Source organism: Amycolatopsis cynarae (genome assembly GCF_026802195.1).
GTDB lineage: Bacteria > Actinomycetota > Actinomycetes > Mycobacteriales > Pseudonocardiaceae > Amycolatopsis_E > Amycolatopsis_E rhizosphaerae.
In genome coordinates this window covers 221,890-241,563 of sequence record NZ_CP113836.1, presented here as the reverse complement: position 1 = coordinate 241,563, position 19,674 = coordinate 221,890, and the positions used below count along the sequence as shown (strand labels likewise).

Annotated in this window: 18 protein-coding genes and 1 pseudogene; 10 read left to right on the top strand and 9 right to left on the bottom strand. The window is 70.1% G+C overall.

Annotation, left to right across the window (positions count from 1 at the left end; translation table 11 throughout):
- Positions 1–102 precede the first annotated feature (102 nt).
- Positions 103–1,674 (bottom strand): ABC transporter permease, encoded by a 1,572-nt coding sequence (locus ORV05_RS01250; protein WP_268756615.1) that lies wholly within the window; start codon positions 1,672–1,674, stop codon positions 103–105.
- Complete coding sequence (locus ORV05_RS01245) at positions 1,671–2,555, bottom strand: ABC transporter ATP-binding protein (protein WP_268756614.1); 885 nt, start codon at positions 2,553–2,555, stop codon at positions 1,671–1,673. The genes ORV05_RS01250 and ORV05_RS01245 overlap by 4 nt, the downstream gene beginning before the upstream one ends.
- Before the next feature lie 97 nt (positions 2,556–2,652).
- On the opposite strand from ORV05_RS01245, the gene ORV05_RS01240 reads away from it, so the two are divergent.
- Both ORV05_RS01240 and ORV05_RS01235 read left to right on the top strand, forming a co-directional pair.
- Complete coding sequence (locus ORV05_RS01240) at positions 2,653–4,632, top strand: LuxR family transcriptional regulator (RefSeq protein WP_268756613.1); 1,980 nt, start codon at positions 2,653–2,655, stop codon at positions 4,630–4,632.
- Positions 4,633–4,884: 252 nt separating this feature from the next.
- On the top strand, positions 4,885–5,034 hold the full coding sequence (locus tag ORV05_RS01235) for a hypothetical protein (protein WP_268756612.1): 150 nt from the start codon (positions 4,885–4,887) through the stop codon (positions 5,032–5,034).
- 217 nt (positions 5,035–5,251) lie between these two features.
- Here the strand turns inward: ORV05_RS01235 and ORV05_RS01230 are convergent, their stop codons facing one another.
- Positions 5,252–5,833, bottom strand: a complete 582-nt coding sequence (locus ORV05_RS01230; protein ID WP_268756611.1) for a TetR/AcrR family transcriptional regulator — start codon at positions 5,831–5,833, stop codon at positions 5,252–5,254.
- A gap of 65 nt (positions 5,834–5,898) precedes the next feature.
- Between ORV05_RS01230 and ORV05_RS01225 the strand changes: the two genes are divergently transcribed.
- Positions 5,899–6,780, top strand: coding sequence for an oxidoreductase (locus ORV05_RS01225; protein WP_268756610.1), 882 nt, complete (start codon positions 5,899–5,901; stop codon positions 6,778–6,780).
- Between the two features lie 132 nt (positions 6,781–6,912).
- On the opposite strand, the gene ORV05_RS01220 is transcribed toward ORV05_RS01225, so the two are convergent.
- The 3 genes from ORV05_RS01220 to ORV05_RS01210 all read right to left on the bottom strand — a co-directional run bounded on the left by ORV05_RS01220 (position 6,913) and on the right by ORV05_RS01210 (position 10,303).
- Positions 6,913–8,673: a hypothetical protein gene (locus ORV05_RS01220; protein WP_268756609.1), complete on the bottom strand. Its 1,761-nt coding sequence runs from the start codon at positions 8,671–8,673 to the stop codon at positions 6,913–6,915.
- A gap of 74 nt (positions 8,674–8,747) precedes the next feature.
- Positions 8,748–10,022 carry a hypothetical protein gene (locus tag ORV05_RS01215; protein WP_268756608.1) on the bottom strand — a complete coding sequence of 425 codons (1,275 nt, stop codon included), beginning with the start codon at positions 10,020–10,022 and terminating at the stop codon, positions 8,748–8,750.
- A 20-nt stretch (positions 10,023–10,042) separates the two neighbouring features.
- Positions 10,043–10,303: a hypothetical protein gene (locus ORV05_RS01210; protein WP_268756607.1), complete on the bottom strand. Its 261-nt coding sequence runs from the start codon at positions 10,301–10,303 to the stop codon at positions 10,043–10,045.
- A 278-nt stretch (positions 10,304–10,581) separates the two neighbouring features.
- Between ORV05_RS01210 and ORV05_RS01205 the strand changes: the two genes are divergently transcribed.
- Both ORV05_RS01205 and ORV05_RS01200 read left to right on the top strand, forming a co-directional pair.
- Positions 10,582–11,148, top strand: coding sequence for an RNA polymerase sigma factor (locus ORV05_RS01205; RefSeq protein ID WP_268760068.1), 567 nt, complete (start codon positions 10,582–10,584; stop codon positions 11,146–11,148).
- Positions 11,145–11,861: a hypothetical protein gene (locus ORV05_RS01200; RefSeq protein ID WP_268756605.1), complete on the top strand. Its 717-nt coding sequence runs from the start codon at positions 11,145–11,147 to the stop codon at positions 11,859–11,861. Before ORV05_RS01205 ends, ORV05_RS01200 begins: the two co-directional genes overlap by 4 nt.
- Positions 11,862–12,071: 210 nt before the next feature.
- Here the strand turns inward: ORV05_RS01200 and ORV05_RS01195 are convergent, their stop codons facing one another.
- Positions 12,072–12,950: an alpha/beta fold hydrolase gene (locus tag ORV05_RS01195; RefSeq protein ID WP_268756604.1), complete on the bottom strand. Its 879-nt coding sequence runs from the start codon at positions 12,948–12,950 to the stop codon at positions 12,072–12,074.
- A gap of 107 nt (positions 12,951–13,057) precedes the next feature.
- Here ORV05_RS01195 and ORV05_RS01190 point away from each other — a divergent pair, with 107 nt between their 5' ends.
- A complete protein-coding gene (locus ORV05_RS01190) occupies positions 13,058–15,025 on the top strand; it encodes a BTAD domain-containing putative transcriptional regulator (protein WP_268756603.1) in 1,968 nt (655 codons plus the stop codon).
- A 6-nt stretch (positions 15,026–15,031) separates the two neighbouring features.
- Here ORV05_RS01190 and ORV05_RS01185 read toward each other — a convergent pair whose 3' ends face one another.
- Positions 15,032–15,508: an anthrone oxygenase family protein gene (locus ORV05_RS01185; protein ID WP_268756602.1), complete on the bottom strand. Its 477-nt coding sequence runs from the start codon at positions 15,506–15,508 to the stop codon at positions 15,032–15,034.
- 124 nt (positions 15,509–15,632) lie between these two features.
- Here ORV05_RS01185 and ORV05_RS01180 point away from each other — a divergent pair, with 124 nt between their 5' ends.
- Positions 15,633–16,682, top strand: coding sequence for an AraC family transcriptional regulator (locus ORV05_RS01180; protein WP_268756601.1), 1,050 nt, complete (start codon positions 15,633–15,635; stop codon positions 16,680–16,682).
- A 308-nt stretch (positions 16,683–16,990) separates the two neighbouring features.
- On the opposite strand, the pseudogene ORV05_RS01175 reads toward ORV05_RS01180, so the two are convergent.
- Positions 16,991–17,734, bottom strand: a pseudogene (locus tag ORV05_RS01175) (MFS transporter); the annotation flags it as partial.
- A gap of 153 nt (positions 17,735–17,887) precedes the next feature.
- Here ORV05_RS01175 and ORV05_RS01170 point away from each other — a divergent pair.
- The 3 genes from ORV05_RS01170 to ORV05_RS01160 all read left to right on the top strand — a co-directional run bounded on the left by ORV05_RS01170 (position 17,888) and on the right by ORV05_RS01160 (position 19,671).
- The gene (locus tag ORV05_RS01170; protein WP_268756600.1) at positions 17,888–18,514 is read left to right on the top strand and encodes a VOC family protein; all 627 of its coding nucleotides are present in this window, start codon (positions 17,888–17,890) and stop codon (positions 18,512–18,514) included.
- A 59-nt stretch (positions 18,515–18,573) separates the two neighbouring features.
- The gene (locus ORV05_RS01165) at positions 18,574–19,029 is read left to right on the top strand and encodes an iron chaperone (protein ID WP_268756599.1); all 456 of its coding nucleotides are present in this window, start codon (positions 18,574–18,576) and stop codon (positions 19,027–19,029) included.
- Positions 19,030–19,260: 231 nt separating this feature from the next.
- A complete protein-coding gene (locus ORV05_RS01160) occupies positions 19,261–19,671 on the top strand; it encodes a VOC family protein (RefSeq protein ID WP_268756598.1) in 411 nt (136 codons plus the stop codon).
- The last annotated feature ends 3 nt before the right edge of the window (positions 19,672–19,674 follow it).

Here is a 19,674-nt window from a genome sequence, read left to right as displayed (position 1 = left end):
TGAGGCCGCGACCGTGAAGGGCCCCTTCACGGCCATATCGACTGTGAAGGGATCCTTCACGGCAACTGCCCGGGCACCGCGGCGCTGCCGGAGCAGCGCGGGTCAGCCGATGGCGCGGCGCCGGAATGTGGTCAGCCCGACCGTGGTGAGGGCGGCGGCCAAGGCGGCCATCACCGCGACGGGGAGGGGTGTGAACGGCTCACCGGACAGGACCATGGGCAGGTTCGGGAACGGTACGAAGTATTTCGCGACCCAATAGTCCAGACCAAGGATCGGGCCGAGGATCTCGCCGAAAAGGTTGACGAACAGGAAGGTCGCCCACGCGATCGTGGCGGCGGCCTTGGGCACGACGCCGTAGGCCAGGATGCCGACGCCCGCGGGCACCCACACGGCGGGCACCTGGAGAAGCGCGCCGCCGAGGACGTCGAGCGGGGCTCCGGCGGTGAAACCCAGCGCCAGGCCGCCGACGGCCAGGATCACCACGGGGCCCGCCAGCGCGAACACCAGGTGGCCCGCCGCCCAGCGCAGCCGGTGCACCGGCGTGCTGAGCAGGAGTTCGCTGTGTCCGCTGGTTTCCTCCGCGCGCATCCGCAGCAATGCCAGCAGCGGGTACAGCGTGACGACGTAGCCCAGGCTGAGCGTGATCAGCCACAGGTAGGCATCGGTCATGGTGGCGTCCGGGGACGCGGTGTAGCGGCGCAGGAACTCCTGGACGGACGCGCCGGTCCTGGACACTTCCGGGATCGAGCGGGCCAACGCGCCGAGGACCAGTCCCGCTACGGCGAAGCCGGCGACCCATCCCGCCAGCAACCCCCGGTGCAGACGCCACGCCAGGGCCAGCGGGCTTCGCAGCCGGGTGGAACCGGCGGGGCCCGGGCGCTGCCCGATCAGGCCCCGGCCCACGTCGCGACGAGCGTTCAGTTCGTACGCGACGACGATGGTCAGCGCGGTGACCGCGACCGAGGGGACGAGCGCTGCCAGGTTGTCGGAACCGTACGGCTTGACCAAGTGGCTCCAGCCCTGGAAGGACAGCCATTTCAGTCCGGTCAGGCCGGACCCGTCGGCGATGAAACGCACCAGGTAGCTGAAGCCGAGCACGACCGCCGCGAGCCCCGTCGCCGTGCGCCCGCTCTCGGCCAGCTGGGCGCTCACCGCCGCGACACCGGTGAAGACCAATCCGACGGCGACGATCGCCGCGCCGAACGCCGTGGATCCCGCGGCGTCGTACCCCAGCGACACCATGCCGAGGGTGGTGAGCAGACCGGTCGTGACCACCGCGGCGGCCGTGACCACCAGCGCCGCGGTGAGCTGGGCGTACCTGCTGACCACGCCCGCCCCGACCAGTTCCGCGCGGCCGGAGTCCTCTTCCCTGCGGGTGTGGCGGACGACCGTGAGCACGACGATCAGCGCGAGGATCGTGTAGATCGCGTCGGCGTTCTTCCACACGGCCATGCCCGCCACGGTCGCCGAGGGCACCTCGCCCGCGAAGGCGGTCAAAGCCTTGTTCGCCATCATGTCGCGGGCGAACTCGGCCACCGACTGCGCTGTCGGGAAGTTCGCGGCGTAGCGCTTGGCCTGACCGACGGCCAGCGCCGTCAACAGCACCATCCACAGTGGAGCGATCAGGCGTTCGCGCCGGAGTACCAGTTTGACGAGGGTCCAGGTGCCGGTCATCGCGCGCTCGCTTCCGAGTAGTGGCGCAGGAAGAGGTCTTCCAGCGACGGCGGCTGGCTGGTGATGCGCACGATCCCGGCATCGGCCAGGCAGTGCATGACCTTGGCGAGGTCGCGGTCGTCGACCCGGCAGGTGACCCGTCCGTCGTCGACCACCACGTCGTGCGCCCCCGGCAGCTCCGGCACGACGCCGGACACCTCGGCGGTGATCCGGGTCATCTTCAGGTGGCGCAGTTCCGACAGCGTGCCGGATTCCACCGTGCGGCCGGCGCGCACGATGGTGACGCGGTCGCACAGGGTCTCCACTTCGGACAGGATGTGGCTGGACAGCAGCACGGTGGTGCCTGCCGCCTTCGCTTCGGCGACGCACTGCTGGAAGACCGCTTCCATCAGCGGGTCCAGGCCGGAGGTCGGTTCGTCGAGGACGAGCAGTTCCACGTCGGCGGCGAACGCCGCGACGAGGGCGACCTTCTGCCGGTTTCCCTTGGAATACGTCCGGGCCTTCTTACGAGGGTCCAGTTCGAACCGGTCGATCAGCTCCGCACGGCGGGCGGCGTCGACGCCACCGCGCAGCGCGCCCAGCAGGTCGATCACCTCACCGCCGGTCAGCGACGGCCACAGGGTCACGTCGCCGGGCACGTACGCCAGGCGCCGGTGCAGCTCCGTACCGTCCCGCCACGGATCTCCACCGAGCAGCACGGCGGAACCCCCGTCGGCCCGCATCAGCCCCAGCAACACCCGGATGGCCGTGGACTTCCCCGCGCCGTTCGGCCCGAGGAAGCCGTGCACCTCACCCACGCGCACATCCATGTCCAGGCCGTCCAGCGCCGCGGTGGCGCCGAAACTCTTGCGGAGTTCCCGGACGGTGATCGCGCTGTTCATCTCACTCCTTCGGACAACGTCTTCGCTGGTAGCGACGCTAGGGATGGTCAACGCCCCGGCGGTATCGGACATCTGCCCAATCCTTTAGGTTCACGTCGTGAGCCAAGGGAGGGACGAGGAACGGAACCGCCTGCGTGCCCTGGCGGCGGGTGCGGAGCAGGGGCGCAGTGCGGCACTGGTGATCAGAGCGGAGCCCGGCGCGGGCAAGTCCGCCCTCCTGGAACAGGTGGCCGAGGAAGCGGCAGAGGTACGGACGCTGCGCACCCGCGGCATCGAGGCCGAGTCGGACCTGCCCTTCGCCGCCCTCCACCAACTGCTGCGTCCGCTCCTCGACGGGCTGGCCCTGTTGCCGCCGCCGCAGGGGGACGCCCTGCGAGCCGCGCTCGGCCTGACCGCGGGCGCGGCACCGGACCGGTTCCTCGTCGGCCTGGCGACACTCACCCTGCTGGCCGAGCACGGACCGCTGCTGTGCCTGGTCGACGACGCACACTGGATCGACCCGGCGTCTCTCGCGGCACTGGTGTTCGCCGCTCGCCGGCTCGACGCGGAAGGCGTCGTGCTGCTGTTCGCGACCAGGAACGCCGACGGCGACGAGTTCGCCGCGGCCGGGATCGCCGAGCTGTCTCTGCGCCCACTGGACGGCGACAGCCGAGCCGCCACCTACCAGAGCGCCACGTCCGCGACGGCCCGCGCCGCACGGCTGACCGCCGCCGCGACACTCCTGGCGGACGCCGGTCGCGGCGACGAGGCCAGCGCACTGATCAACCAGGCGGCGCGGCTCGGCGGAACCACGCCGGAACTGGTGGCGCTCCGCGCCCGCATCGAGTTCGAGGACGGCGCTCCGCAGGCAGCGTGGCGGCTGCTGTTCGACGGCGGACCGGAACTGCTGGTGGAGGCCGCGCGGGTGGCGTGGTCCACCGGAGACGTCAACGGCCTGCGCAGGGTGTCGGAACGGCTCACCGGCAGCGCGGCCGAACTGGTCCGCGGCGCCGTGGACCTGCTCTGCGGCGATCCCGGCCGCGGTCTCGCCACCATCAGGCGACACGCCGGCGACCACACCCACGACGGCGCCGAGGCCCCGGTCAACAACACTTCGCTGGCGCTGATGTCCGGTGACCTCGCCACCGCCGAGGACTCCTTGCTGACGCTCGACGCCAAGCTGCGATCACGCGGTTCGATCGGCTGGTTGCCCGGCGTACTGACAGTGCTCGCCGAGACGCAGGCCCTGCAGGGACGAATCCAGGAAAGCGCCGCGACGGCGACCGAGGCGGTACGCATCGCCGAGGACACCGGCCAGCGCAGGCACGCCCACCACGCACGCGGCGTGCTCGCCTACCACGCGGCCCTGCGCGGCAGTGAGGTCCAGGAGGTCCTGGAGGTCCACGACGACAGCGACTGGGGACGGCGGGCGCAGGCCTTGTCCCACCTCGCCCACGGACGATTCGACACGGCACTGTCCATTTTGGACCGCATCACGGTCCGCCCGCACGGCCTGTACTTCCTCCCCGATCAGGTCGAAGCGGCCGTGCGGGCGGGACGGGAGGACCGGGCTCTCCTCGGCCGCCTCGGCAGCTGGGCGCGGGCGTCCGGACAGCCATGGGTGCTCGCCGCACACCACCGCTGCCTCGCGCTGGTCGCTGGAGATCCCGAGGAACACTTCGACCGGGCGGTGCACTGCGCGGACGTACCGTTCCAGCAGAGCAGAAGCCGCCTGCTGTACGGGGAATGGCTACGCCGGGCACGTCGCAAGAAGGAGGCGCGCCGCCAACTCCGCGCCGCACTCGAGCACTTCGACCACGCGGGAATGCGGCCGTGGGCGGAACGCGCTCGCGCCGAACTCCGCGCCGCCGGGGAATCCGCCGTACCGAAGGAGAACGATCCGCTCGCCATGCTCACGCCACAGGAGTTGCAGATCGTCCGGCTGGCGAGCACCGGGGCCACGAACAAGGAGATCGCGGCCCAGCTGTTCCTGAGCCCCAAAACCGTCGGCCACCACCTCTACCGGGCGTTTCCCAAACTGGGCGTCGCGAACCGGACCGAACTCGCCAATCTGGACCTGTTCCCCCACGCACGGTGACCCATCACCAGCCCTTTTCGTCGGCGTGGTGCCCGGCGGACTTTGCCCGGGCAGACTGAACGAGTGGACCGGCCTCTGACTCCGTCCGAGCGGGCAGCTCTGGACGCTTTGCTCGCGGTTGACTTCCCCGGAGTTGTCGAACTCCGTGTTCAAGCAGCGAGCGCACGGGTTACCGGCCGCTGCAAGTGCGGGTGCCCGACGATCGACCTCGGCGTCGGCCAGACTGCTCCGCTGGCCGAGGTGAAAAGCCGAGTGCCGATCGAAGCCGACGTGCTGGAGGGGCAGGGTGGCGGTCTCATGCTCTTCGTCGACGAAGGCCGCCTCTCCTGTCTCGAGTACTGGACGGTGGACGGAACCCCGCTCCAGTTCCCTTCCCCGCAGCAGATCCGGCCCGTGACCTGACCTCGCCCGCGCATCTGCCGACCCCACTGGACAGAGCGGCGAACTCGGTCGCGGGCATGTCGATCAGTGTGGCGATCCTGGTACTGGCGGCACTCACCGCGCTTGGTGTGGCCGCACCGGTGGACACCCATCCGTTCTTCTACTTCGGGTTGATCCTGCTCGGAGGTGGGGCGGTCAGCCTGCTCTTCGCCGGAGTCGGCGCGCTTTCCGCCGGGTCTCACACTCCCGAGACGAACAAGTCGATCGCGTCGGTAACGAGCAGGTCGGCCTGCTCGGGCTTTGCCCGGCCCGACGTGACGAGCACGGCGATGCCCTGCAGGGTGGCGGCGAACAGCAGCTGCAGACGTTCTGGTTCGCGTGCGGGCAGCGTGCCCGCTTTCTGTGCGTCGCGAATCACGGTGCCCATCGTGGTGAACAGGCTCGTGGAGGCCTCCCGAAGGGCGGCAGGCGGCTCGCCGTTCTTCCTCGAGAACATCAACTCCAGCAGAGCCGCGTTCTCGATCGCGAACTGCACGAATGCCGTCGCCGCGCCGAGCAACCGTGCCCGGTGGTCCGCGCCGGCGGCGTCGATCGCCGCGCGCGCCTCGTCGGCCAGGCGCGCGAATCCTGTCTCGGCGAGGGCGTCCAGGAGAGCCTGCCGGTCGGCGAAGTGACGGCGGGGCGCGGCGTGACTGACACCAGCCTGGCGGGCCAGGTCACGCAGCGAGAGGCCCTCGACGCCGTGCTCGCGCAGCGCGCGCTCGGCCTCGCCGAGCAGCACGCCGCGCAGGTGGCCATGGTGGTACGCGCGATCTTCCACGGCTCGGATCCTAACAGCGAATGTAGTCGTTGACGACATTGTTGTCAGTGCCTACATTGTTGCTCATGACTACTTTTGGCGTTGCGGAGATCCCCGACCTGACCGGCACGACCGCGATCGTGACCGGCGCCAACAGCGGTATCGGACTAGCCACGGCACACGCCCTGGCTGCGGCCGGTGCCCGTGTCGTCTTCGCCGTGCGCGACACCGACAGGGGCGCCGCAGCCGCTGCCAGCACGCCCGGCCGCACCGAAGTCCGCGAGCTCGACCTCGCCAGCCTGGACTCCGTGCGCGCCTTCGCCGCCGACTGGACCGGCCCGATCGACCTGCTGATCAACAACGCCGGTGTCTCGATGCGAGAGCTGAGTCGCACCGCGGACGGCTTCGAGGCGACGTTCGGCATCAACCACCTGGGTCACTTCGCTCTGACCACCCTGCTGCTGGAGCACATCACCGGCCGGATCGTGACGCTGGCCTCGCAGGCCGAACGCCTGGGCCGCCTCGACTTCGACGACCTCAACTGGCGCGCGCGGCCCTACCAGCAGCGCCGTGCCTACAACGACTCGAAGCTGGCCAACCTGCTGTTCACCGCGGAACTGCAACGCCGGCTGACCGCCACCGGCTCGGGCGTCCTGGCGAACGCGGCGCACCCCGGTTTGGTCGCGACGAACATCTACCGGCACCCAGGGCCCCGGCGCCCGGCCGATCTGCTTTGGGCGCTTGCGTTCCGGCTGCTGGCTCAAGACGCCGACGGCGGCGCGCTCCCGGTGCTCTACGCCGCTGTGGCCGACATCCCCGGCAACAGTTTCACCGGGCCCAGCCACTTCGCACACATGCGCGGCGCCCCGCAGCGCATCGACCGCTCCGCCGCCGCACAGGATCCGGACCTCGCACGCCGCCTCTGGGCGAACTCGGAACAGCTCACCGGCATCCACTCCACGGTGTAGCCGTCCCCTCACAGCAACCTGCAGCCCCCTTTGCAAACCCGTCGCCCTCGTTGGAGGGGGCTGGAGGCGGGCCGTGAAGGGTCCCTTCACGGCCAAATCGACTGTGAAGGGACCCTTCACGGCAGCCGGTGGTCAGCCGAGGCTGAGACGGGTTTGGCCTGGACGGAGCGTGGGACCGCAGTTGTTCGTCCAGCCCGGCGCGGTGAGGTTCGGCATGTTCATGGCACGGTCGACCCGCGCCGTGTTCTCTCGCGCGTAGGCACGGAGTTCGGCAAGGACGGCCGGGCTGGGCACCGCGTCCTTGCGAATCCAATCACCGCCGGGGAACCCCTCCGCGTCCGGGGAGTCGAAAACCTGGTCGTAGTCCTGAGCCAGGCGTGGGTCGACCGGTATTCGATGGAAGCCGCTCCCGTGCGTGTGAGTGGTGATGAAGGTCGGTTTGACTTCGTCGAACACGTAGTCGCGCAGGCCTGCCGCGTCGTTGTCGTGGATGTAGTCGGCGATCTTGGAGTCACCGAGCCCACCCAGGTCGATCAGGCGCAACCGGCTGGTCATCGAGGATCCGCCGAGATCGGCCAGCAGCAGGGAACCTTGACGGACGCCGGCCAGGTCGGCGTAGGCGTTGAATATTCTCCCGTAGCGGTCGGCGACGGAACAGGCCGGGAAGGTCGGGGCCGCCGCGAACTGCTCGGCCTGACCCGCGAACGACACGGCGGACGGGATCGTCGCGACGGCGAGCGCCGCCGCGAGCAGTGCACGGGTGCGGGGACGGGCTTGGCGCACTACTTCGACCGCGGCGAGCGTGCCGATCAGCGCGCCCAGCGCCCAGACCGGGGTCGCGAAGCGATAGACCCCCATCCAGTCGGGTTTCAGCACCGCGTAATCGGCCAGAGCTATGGCAAGAGGTACGAGCAGCGCGACGAGTCCCCGTCGCCACTGAACCGTCCTGGTCAGCGCGAGCCCGACGACCGAAGCGAGCACGAGCACGGCGAGCGCACCGGCATAGCTGACCAGCTCACCGATCCGGGAGAGGGCCTCGATTCCGGGAGCGTCCTGCCCCTTGGCCACCGTCGGATTCGACAGCAGGCGGCCGAACTCGAAATATCGCCAGCAGAAATAGGTGCCGGTCGGAAGCGCGAAGGCGCCGACGGAAAGCCCGATCTGACGCAGGCACTGACGGATGGTGGTTCTGCGTAGCCACAGCAGGACGACCACGGGATACGCGGCACCGTAGCTGAGACCTTCCGGCCGCGTGAGCGCGGCGAAAGCGGCGAGCCCACCGGCCGCCAGCGCGACCCGCGCCGACGACAATCGGTGGTCCAGTACGGCGCGGAACAGCAGTACCGCCAATGAAACGACCACCAGCGCGTAAAGGGAGTTCTCCAGCCCTGAAAAGCACCAGATCACGAAGGATGGAATCGCTGCCAGCGTGACCCCGAACAGCGACGTCACCATCCAGGCGCGCTTCGTCACCCGGCGTGCGGCCAGGTGACCCGCCGCGAGAATCGCGGCGCAGCAGAGCAGGGCGAGCGCTTTGGGGAAGGCAATGTAATCGGGCAGCCCGAAAATCGTGCCGTGATCGAACAGCCCGAGTAGCCGTCCGACGGCCAGCAGGACCAGCCAGGTCGGGTCGGAATAGCCTTCCACCGGAGCGGCGCCTGCCTGCACCACTGGGCCGAGCCCCTCGGAGACGCTACGAGAATAGGCGAACGTGATGGCGGCGTCGTCCACCAGCCAGCCGCCGTAACACAAGGCGTGCAAGGCGATCAATGCCGTCCCACCGGCCACCGAAAGCCAGGGCAGGCTGGTGCGCCACTTCGCCCGCAGCTTTTTTTCATCCGATTTCTCCGGCGCTACGTCAATGCCGTCCGCGCCGGACACGGTCATCGTCATGAAGAGTGATCCTCCGCAGAGCAGGGGCGGTCGAATATTCGCGGAAAATGTTTCGCTCGTTCGGTACTTCCGCGTCAGATGCTGGAGGGCCAGACGGCGAGCGAATAGGCGCCGAACCACAGCCCGCCCAGCACCACACCGCACACGACGAACACGGTCGTGCGCCCGCGCCGGCGGGAAAGCCGGATCGCGGCGACGATCAGCAGCGGGAACGCGGACAGCAGCAGCCGCACCCGGTCGTGGATGATCCCGGAGTGCGCGACGACCAGTGCGACGGTGCCGGCGGTGTAGAGCCAGACCGGCCACGACATCCGGGCCCGCACGGTGGCGATGACGACCGCGACGATCGCGGCCGCGGTCAGCACCGGGAACACCTCCCGCGAGGTGGTCAGCGTGTCGAGCACCCAACGGGCGGTGGTCATGCCGAAGTCGACGTGATTACCCCACCCGCGCTCGGTGATCCCGAAATACCCACCGGGCACGCCGGAGACCAGACTCACCCACAGCAGGTAGCCGAGCATTCCGAGTGGTGCGACCACAACCGCGACCGCGGCCGCGATCCGGTGCGTGCGGGCGCGGAACAGGTGGACCAACCCGGCCGCCATGACCACCGGGATCAGCGGGCCTGCCATGGGTGAGGTGAGCCCGGCCGCCGCGGCGCCGAGCCCCGCCGGGGTCCAGCGGTGTTCGAGGACGGCGACGAGGGTCCAGGCGGCAAGCGCGACGAGCAGCGCCTCGGGGTAGGGCAGGGAGTACACCACGGACATGGGCGCCCCGGCGGTGAGTGCGACCGCGGCCAGTTGGCCGCGCCGCCCGGCCCCGGCGTGCCGGGCGAGGCGCGCCACCCCGTACCCGGCGGCGATCGACGCCGCGAGGGACACGGTGAGCGCGACCGCCAGTAGGTGCCCGCTGAAGGGCAAACCCAACAGGCGCACGGCGAGGGGGTAGCCGGGGAAGAACGCCATTGGCGCGTAAGGGAAGTAGTTGCCCTGCAAGTCGTAGGTGACGGACGGGTCGAACCCGCTGTAGCCGTAGTCGGCCATGCCGAGGTAGAAGTAGCCGTCCCAGGCTTGGAAGTCGAACGGGCGGTGGTTTACGGCGCACATGACCCAGGCGGCGAGCAGGCCCAGAGCCCGGATGGTCACCACGATCACGGCCGGCTGTGCGAGCATGCGGAGGCGGGCCAGGCGCGAGGGCCACAGCTGGTTCCCGTGCTGCCCCTGTTCCGGGTAAGGACCGATCAGCGCCGGCCCTTCCGGCGGTCGGCCGACGGGACGGGGCAGGTAAAGCGGCCGGTCGAGAGCGTCTTCCCGGACAGCGCCGTTGCGTTTCGGAGTGAAGGAGATCATTTCGCGAACCGTGTCGGATATCAGCCTCGGGAGGGGCCTTCGATCACCTGTCCGTTTTCGAGGACGAGTCGGACATCCACGAGCGACACGGCGGTCACGTCGCTGGCCGTGATCTCGTCATCGGAGGTCTGGACCGCGGGCCGGACCGCACTGCCCACGGCCGGGTTGACGGTCGAGCCCGCGTCGAGAATCGACGCGTTCGCCACCGCACCACCGGCGGCGAGCGTCGCGATCGCGGCGGCTGCCACGACCAAGGAGAGAGTCCACTTTTTTGTCGTCATGCCCGGTTGTGTTCCCGACCGGTCCGCGAGCGTTGCGTCAGCGACCCACGTCACAAATCAGAAAGCCGCGACCTTCGGATCGGACGCAACGCCGACGGGGCCATCGGGAACGTAGAAGGCATGACAACGAACAAGTGTCTCGAGGGCTTGTGACACTGTCGAGTGAAGCGGGAACACGCCCGGAGACGACGGCTGGAGAGTGGGTGCGGCGACCAGACACGCGTGCCGGACAGGGCGGTGACGCCGACCCCCAAGGTCCTCCGCTGAGTGACGACCAGATGCTGTGGCAGCAGGCCGCACGCGGGGATCGCGCCGCGTTCGGCGAGCTGTACAAGCGGCATGCCGAGGCCGTGTGGAACTACGCCTACCGGCTGACCGGCTCGTGGACTTCCGCCGAGGACCTCACGTCCTCGACGTTCCTCACCGCATGGCAGAAGTTGTCCGACTTGATACTCGTCAACTCCAGCGCGCGGCCGTGGCTGTTCACCGTGACCAGCAACCTGGTCCGCCATGAGTACCGCAGGCTGGGCCGCTTCTCCCGGATGCTGACGCGGCTCCCGGTCAATGACACCACGCGTGACCATGCCGACGACGTGGCTGACGCGGCCGACGCGGACCACCGGCTGCGCATGGTGCTCGACGCCGTAGGCAAGCTGCCCAATGGGGAGCGGCGAGCCGTCGAACTGTGCCTGCTCGGTGAGCTGTCCACGGCCGAGGCCGCCGAGGTGCTGAGGATCGCCGAGGTGAGCGTGCGGGCGCGGATCTCCCGCGCCCGCAGTAAGCTGCGAGGTTTTCTGAGTGACACTGGCGCGGGCATCGATACGACAGCTGAGGAGGGGCGATGAACGAGACCGCGGACCTACCGGAGTGGCGACCGATGCCCGAGGGCCTGCGGGATCGGTTGTGGGACGAGCTTGAGCCGCAGTTGGAGACGCGGGCTTCCGGCGGCCGGTTCAGGACGATGCGCGCACCGTTGGCCGTGGCTGCCTCGGTGGTCGTACTCGCCGCTGGGATCGCGATCGCGATCCCGCGGCTTCGCGGCCATGGCCAGGGCGAGGCGGTGACCGCTGCCGGCTCCCACGGGGACGTGCAACTGGTCAACGAGTGCGTCCAGGCCAGCCACAAGCGGCTCCAGCCGGCCTCCAACTGGCGGGCGGGCGCCCGGCTCGACGTCGACTCGGCGAATGGTTTCCTGGCGATCCGCAACGACGAGTACGCGGTGCTCTGTTTCCTCAAGAACGGCAAGGGCACGATGCTCATGGAGGACAGCGGCAACACGCGTGACGTGTACAGCCGTCTCACCGCAGCGCGTCCGTTCGGTTACCTCGCCCCCTCGAACACGAACTACTCCGCCCCGGAAGCCGTCTACTTCGGAATCACGACCAGCGACGTGATCGCCGTGTCGCTGGTGGGACCGGACAACTCGGTGACCCCCGCGATCCTGCGTGACGGCACCTTCCTCGCGAGTACCAAGTCCATGGAGGGAAACGACCAGTCCGCCAGCCGTATCCGGGCCACCCTCAAAAACGGACAGGTGATCGAAGGCTCCTTTCGCTGAGGAAGGGCGGGGGCCGTCGAGCCGGCTACAGCCTCGCCGAGACCGACGACGAAGGCCCGGAACGGCTCGCCGTCACCCAGCGCATGACCTGGGCCTACCTGCGATCAGCTCTCGACGCCGGTGACCCGGCATGGCAACAGGCCACCGACGCGATTCGCGACAACCCATCACTCGGAAGCTTGCACACCAAGGGCCCCTTCCGTGCCCCTGCTACCGGGCGAGCAGGGCGCGCAACGCCTTGACGATCTCGTCCGGTGCCTCTTCCGCCATGAAGTGGCCCGCGGAGGTCGTGGTGTGCTCCAGGTTCGGGGCCCAGGCCCGCCAGAGTGCGGCGGCGTCGTAGCCCAGTGCCGCTCCCCAGTCCTGTTGGACGACGGTGACCGGCATCGCCAGCCGGTTTCCGGCGGCGCGGTCGGTCCGGTCGTGTTCGACGTCGATACCGGCGGAGGCGCGGTAGTCGGCGACGATCGAGGGGACGGCCTCGCGGGAGGCCTTGAGGTACTCGGCGCGCACTTCGGCGGGGATGGCACGGGGATTTCCGCCCCAGGCGTCGAGGAAGTGGCCGAAGAAGGCGTCGGCGCTGGCACTGATCATCCGCTCGGGCAGTCCGGGTGGCTGGGCCATGAGGTAGAGGTGGAAGGCCACCGCGGCTCCTGCCCCGTGCAGGACCTCCCACATGTCGAGGGTCGGCAGGACGTCCAGCGCGGCGAGGTGGGTGATCGTGCCAGGATGGTCGAGGCCCGCGCGGATGGCGACCAGTGCCCCGCGGTCGTGCCCGGCGAGGGCGAAGTGTTCGTGGCCGAGCCGTCCGGCGAGGGTGACGAGGTCCCGGGCCATCGTCCGCTTGGCGTAGGTGGTGGCGTCGCGTTCGGCGGGTTTGCCGCTGGCTCCGTAGCCTCGCAGGTCGGGGCAGATCACGGTGTGGTCGGCGGCGAGGTCGACGGCGACGTGGCGCCACATGAGGTGGGTCTGTGGGAAGCCGTGCGCCAGCATGACCGGGCTACCGTGACCGCCGACGGCCACGTTCAGTGTCACGTCCTCGTCGACCGTGATGCGCCGGTACTCGAATCCGGGGATGGTCAGAGCCATGGTTGCTTCCTTTCCTGACGGGGCCGACTGGCGCAGCGTGCCGGTCGCGGATGAGCAACCGATGAGCGCGCTAGGTTGGGTTCCCGGTGGAAGGGTGGGTTCGCTCGGTGCAGGTCGGTGTCCTCTACGGTGTTCACTTCGGTGTCCTCGGACCGGTCGTGGCCTGGGACGGCAACGGCACGCCCCTCGACGTGAAAGGGCCGAAACACCGGGCGCTGCTGGCCCGGCTCGTCGTCGCGCGCGGCCGGGTCGTCCCGGTCGGCCGTCTCGTGGAGGACCTGTGGGACTCCCCTCCGCCCGGCGCGGTGAGTGCGGTCCGCACGTTCGTCGCGGCGTTGCGGCGCGCGCTGGAACCACAGCGCCCGCCGCGCGCACCGGCTCGGTTGCTGGTCACGGAAGGGCCGGGGTACGCGCTGCGGGCCGCGCCCGGCGCGGTGGACGCCTGGCGGTTCGAGGAGGCGGTCGCGGCGGGCGCCGCGCCTCCGCAGCAGACCCTCGCGCGTCTCGACGAGGCGCTGAGCTGGTGGCGAGGGCCCGCCTTCGCCGATTTGGAGGACGAGCCGTGGGCACGGGTCGAGCGCTCCCGGCTCGAGCAGTTGCGGCTCAACGCGATCGAGCTGCGGGCCGGGGCGCGGCTGGCACTCGGGCATGCCGCCGACGTCGTCCCGGACCTCGACGCCCATGTGGCCGAGCACCCGTGGCGGGAAGAGGCATGGCGGCTGCTGGCCACGGCTCTGTACCGCACGGGCCGGCAAGGGGACGCGCTCGCGGTGCTGCGCCGGGCTCGCGGCTTGTTGCTCGAACAGCTCGGTGTCGATCCGGGGCCGCGGCTGAGCCGGCTGGAAACCGACATCCTCCGCCAGACCGATCCCGGTTCCTCGGAGGTGGAACGCGTCTGGGCGGCCACCGCGGCGGCATACGACCGCACGGTGGCATCGGGCGCCGCGAGCAGGCTCGAATCGACGGTCGGCCTGCTGCGAAGTCTCGCGGTCGCCGGGGGCGGCGGGCTCGAAGCGGCGCGCGAACAGCGGTTCGCGACCATCGCGGCGGCCGAGCGGCTCGGTGATCCCGAATTCACCGCCCGCGTGATCGGGGGCTACGACGTGCCCGCGATCTGGACCCGCTCGGACGATCCGGAGCAGGCGGCGCGGATCGTCGCGGCGGCCGAACGCGCACTGGCGGCGCTTCGCCCCGGCACGCATGACGCCACGCGGGCCCGCCTGCTGGCGACGATCGCGTTGGAGTCCCGGGGCACGCGGGCCGCGCGCGGGCCCGAGGCAGCCGGGGAAGCCGAACGGATCGCGCGACGGCTGGGTGATCCGGCCCTGCTGGCCTTCGCCCTGAACGGCGTGTTCATGCAGACCTTCCACCGCGCGGGCCTCGCCCCCGAGCGAGACGAGATCGGCGTCGAACTCGTCGCGCTGTCCGCCCGGCATGGCCTGGTGACGTTCGAAATCCTCGGTCATCTCATCCGCGTCCAGGCTCGCGCCGCGCTCGCGGACTTCGCCGTCGCCGACGAGCACGCCGCCGCGACGGACCGGCTCGCCGAACGGCACGAACGCCCACTGGCCGGTGTGTTCACCGCCTGGTACCGGGCGCTGCGGTCGGCGGCGACCGGGCCGCCGCAGGCCGCGGAGGCCGCCTTCCGCGCTGCGGCCGCGCAGTTGAGCGGTGCCGGGATGCCCGGGGTGCAAGACGGCCTGCTTCCGTTGGCGCTGTTGTGCCTGCGGGTATGGCACGGCCTCCCGGCCGATTTCGGCGACGACACCGACTGGGGCCCCTACGCGGCTTGGGCGCGCCCGCACGTGCTGCTGGCGCGGGACCGCCCGGCGGATGCGGCCGCCGCGCTGCTCCGGGTTCCGGAACCGCCGCGCGATCTGCTGTTCGAGGCGCTGTGGTGCCTCACCGGCCGTGCCGCGATCAGGCTGGGCGACCGGGACCTGATGCGGCGCGCCCGCAGCGAACTCGCCCCGGCCGCGCAGGAACTGGCCGGAGCGGGCAGCGGCATGCTCACCGCGGGCCCCGTCGGAGATCACCTCGACGCCCTGGCCGCCGCCCTGAACCACACGCCGTGAACAAGCTCATCCCCTTCGGGCCAGGAGTGCGGCGACCAGGCAGCCGAAGGCCCCGGTCGAGACCACCGCGCGGACCAGGTTCCACCGCACCCACACCGTTTCGAACCGAGCCCGCAGTCCGGCGTAGTCGCTGGTGCCGCTCTCCAGTGCGTTGTTCAGCGGAACGTTCACCACTCCGGTGATCACCAGCATCGCCACCAGCAGCGCGAAACCCGCCACCACCCACGGCAGCGCCGGGCGCACGTCCGGCGCCAGGTGCAGCACGACGGCGGCGCCCGCGGCCAGTGGCGCGCCCAGGAAGGTCAGCATGAAGACCGGGTTGATGATCGCGAGGTTGATCCCGCGCATCGCCTCCACGTACGTGCGGTCGTCGCCACGGGCGAGCCCCGGCATGACCGAGCACGCGTAGGCGTAAAAGAGTCCGGCGAGCAACCCGGCCGCGATGAGCGCGGCCACCAGCACGACAGTCGCAACAGCGGTCATCGCGGCCCTCCCCGACGCACCGTTCGATCCGATGACGGTCATGGCACCCAGCCAAGCAGCGATGAGTGGCACCCTCCATGGCCGAATCGCTCGAATCCATGTTTCACCGTCTACGCTCGACGGCGTGGACCCCCTCGCGGCGCTTCTGGACGGCCCCCGCGCGCACGGGGCGTTCCTGCTCCGGTCCGTGCTCACCCCACCCTGGTCGCTGCGCATCGAAGACCGCGCGCCGGTAACGCTGATCGCGCTGGTGCGCGGCGAAGCCTGGGTGGTACCGGACGACGGCGAGGCCGCGCGGTTGGGCGAGGGCGACATCGCCATCGCCCGCGGCCCCGATCCGTACCTCGTCGCCGACGATCCCTCGACCCCACCGCAGGCGGTCATCTCGCCCGGCCAGGAGTGCCGTACCCCGGACGGCGGGCACCTCGACACGCTCACCGGCACCGGCGTGCGCACCTGGGGTCACGGCGCCGACGGCCCGGTCGTGCTCCTCACCGGCACCTACGGGATGGCGGGCGAGGTCAGCGGCCGGCTGCTCGCCGCGCTGCCGAAGCTGATCGTGCTGCCCGCCGCCGAGTGGTCCAGTCCACTTGTTTCGCTGCTGGCCGAGGAGATCGTGAAGGACGTGCCCGGCCAGGAAGCCGTCCTGGACCGGCTCCTCGACGTGCTGCTGATCGCTTCGCTGCGCACCTGGTTCGACCGCCCCGGCAGCGAGGCGCCCGCCTGGTACCGCGCGCACGGCGACCCGATCGTCGGCCGGGCCCTGTGGCTGCTGCAGCACCAGCCCGCCGAACCCTGGACGGTGGACACCCTCGCGGCCAGAACCGGCGTTTCGCGCGCCACACTGGCCCGGCGGTTCACCCAGGCCGTGGGCGAGCCGCCGATGACCTACCTGGCCGGTTGGCGGCTCGCCCTCGCCGCGGATTTCCTGCGCCGCCAACCGGATTCGACGATCGGCGCGGTCGCTCGTCAGGTGGGCTACGGCAGCGCCTTCGCGCTGTCCGCCGCCTTCAAGCGCACGTACGGCGTCAGCCCTCAGTTTTACCGAGCGGCGAGAGTGATCGCCGCGCCGAGCGCGATGGCAGCGACGGTGACGATGGCCGTTCCCGGCCAGCCGAGCCAGGCCACCGCCGCGGCACCGAAGGCAGAGCCCAGGCTCCCGCCGAGGAAGTAGACGATCATGTAGGCACTGTTGAACCGGGCCGGCGCCTGGGGGTCGATAGCCAGTACGGTGCTTTGGTTGGCGACCTGCGCGGCGAACAGTCCGGCGTCGAACAGTGCCAGGCAGACGGCCGTTACCGCGGGGCTGCCCAGGACGAAGCCCAGCACCGCGGCGGCGACACCGGCCAGGGTCAGGCCGATCAGAATCACGGCGCGCGCCCCCAGCCGGTCGGTGAGCACCCCGGCAACCCGCGTCGCGATGATCCCGCCCAGGCCGGCGAGCGCATACAGGCCGATCCGTTCGGCCGGATAGTGAAAAGGTGCCCCGGACAGCGCGACCGCCAGTCCCGCCCAGATGGCACAGAACGCGAAAAACCATGCCGTGCCCCGTGCCGCGGCCAGCCTCAGGGTCGCGAAGCGCACGTACAGACCCGGCATCGACCGAAGAGCCGAGAAGTAACCGACCTGCGAACCCCCTCCCACCGTGGGGAGTAGCAGCAAGGCAGAGCCCGCGATCGTGAGGCAGGCGGCAGCGAAGATCAGCAACATCGCGCGCCAGCCGACCGTGTCGGCCAACCAGCCACCAAGGATGCGACCGGCCAGGATGCCCGCCGAGATCCCTGCCGTGACGATGCCCAGCACGGTCGCACGGCGGCCCGCGCCGGCCAGGCGTCCAGCTACCGAGCTGAGACCGGCACCGGCCGAGGAAAACGCTCCGATGAGCAGAACACACAAACCCAGCAGCCATGCCGTCGTAACGGCCGCGGTCACTCCAACCACGACCGCCAGGGCTGTGAGCTGCGCGGCCAGCACGGACCGGGGTGGGAATCGATCGACCAGCGGAACCAGCAGGGCGAGCCCGCACAGGTAGCCGACCGGACCACACGCCAACGCCGTGCCGACCGCCGTCGACGACGATCCCAGCGACACCGCCACCTCGGCGATGGCGGGCTGGAGCGGATAGATCGCCGCCGTGGCCAAGGCCGCCGCCAGCGCCAGGTAAAGCACAACCGGACCACGAAGACCAACGGCTCGTGCGGGTTCTGCCGCGAGATCGGTTCCCATACCGGTGACCGTAGAAATGATCACTTTCGAACGCTGGCGGAAATCCGCCGTCACCGTCCACTCCGGACAGGACGCGGGGGTGGAGCCCGTCCCGTCCAGACCGGTCAGGAATCAAGAAGCGCCGGTTACCGGGTCGCACCTAGCGTTGCCGTCATGACCTCCATCGACAACATCACCCTCGAAGTGGCCGACCCGGCGGCCGCCGAACGCTTCTACGCCAACGCCTTCGGGTTGGACACCCAGTTGCGCCTGCGGGCCTCGCGGGAACCGGCCACCGGCTTCCGCGGGTTCACCCTGTCACTGACGGTGCCCCAGCCTGCCGATGTCAACGCCCTGATCGACGCCGCGCTCGACGCCGGGGCAACGGCGCTCAAGCCCGTCACGAAGTCGATGTGGGGCTATGGCGGGGTCATCGAGGCCCCGGACGGGACGATCTGGAAGGTGGCGACCTCGGCGAAGAAGGACACCGGCCCGGCCACCCGGCGGATCGACTCCGTCGTGCTGCTGCTGGGAGTCGCCGACGTGGCCGCGAGCAAGCGGTTCTACCTGGAGCGGGGCCTCACCGTGGCGAAGAGCTTCGGCCGCATGTACGTCGAGTTCGCCTCGTCCGGCCCCGTCAAACTCGCGCTGTACCGGCGCCGCGCCCTCGCCAAGGATGCCGGCGTCTCCCCCGAGGGCAGCGGATCGCACCGGATCGCGATCGGCGGCGCCGCCGATCCGTTCACCGACCCGGACGGGTTCACCTGGGAAACCGCTCCGATCGCGTCGACCCGGCAGTGACACCGAAACTGACACCGAACACCGCCCTTGTGCAGCACGACCCTGGAGAGGAATCGGCCATGAGCCGCACCGGCAAGAAAAGCACCTACGAGGGATTCACCGCCGAAGAGCGGGCCGCGATGAAGGACCGCGCCCAGGAGATGAAGAAGGAGTCGGGCCGCAAGTCGCGCGCGGACAAGGCAGCGGAGGCGAAGGAGGAGGTGCTCGCCAAGATCGCCGAGCTGCAGGACTCGGACCGCGTTCTGGCCGAGCGCGTGCACGACATCGTCACCGCGAACGCCCCGGCGCTCGAACCCAAGCTGTGGTACGGAATGCCCGCCTACGCGCTGAACGGCAAGATCGTCTGCCATTTCCAGAGCGCCGAGAAGTTCAAGGCGCGCTACGCCACGCTCGGCTTCAGCGACCAGGCGGGGCTGGACGACGGCGCGATGTGGCCCACCGCCTTCGCCCTCACGAAGATGACCCCCGAAGTGGAAGCCCGCATCGCCGCCCTCGTCAAGCAGGCGGTGAGCTGACCCGCCCCACAACGACGGAAGGAGTTCCGGGATGTGTCACCCCTCGTGGGGGCGCGCGCTCACCGAGGCGCAGCGCCTGAACGACCTCGCGCGGCTGCGCCGCGTCCAGGACCGGATCGACCGGGAGCTCGGAGCAGGGCTGTGCCCTCAAGGTGGCCTTGAGGGCGTTGATGACCCCGGAGGCGACCTTCAGGGCACCAGCGCCGGACAGCTGCGGCTAGCGTGACCGCCATGGACCTCACCATCAACACGACCGTTCTCCCGCACGACGACCCGGAATCCTCGCTGGCCTTCTACCGCGACATCCTCGGCTTCGAGGTCCGCAGCGACGTCGGCGAGGGCAAGATGCGCTGGATCACGGTCGGCCCCGCGGGCCAGCCCGGCACGTCCATCCTCCTGGCCCCGCCGGGCGCCGACCCCGGCATCACCGAGAGCGAGCGCCACACCATCGCCGAGATGATGGCCAAGGGCACCTACGGCTGGATCCTGCTGGCCACCCGCGACCTCGACGGCACCTTCGACAAGATCCAGGCCGCGGAAGCCGAGGTCGTCCAGGAACCGATGGAGCAGCCGTACGGGATGCGCGACTGCGCCTTCCGCGACCCGGCCGGAAACCTGGTGCGCATCCGAGAACTGCGCTGAGCC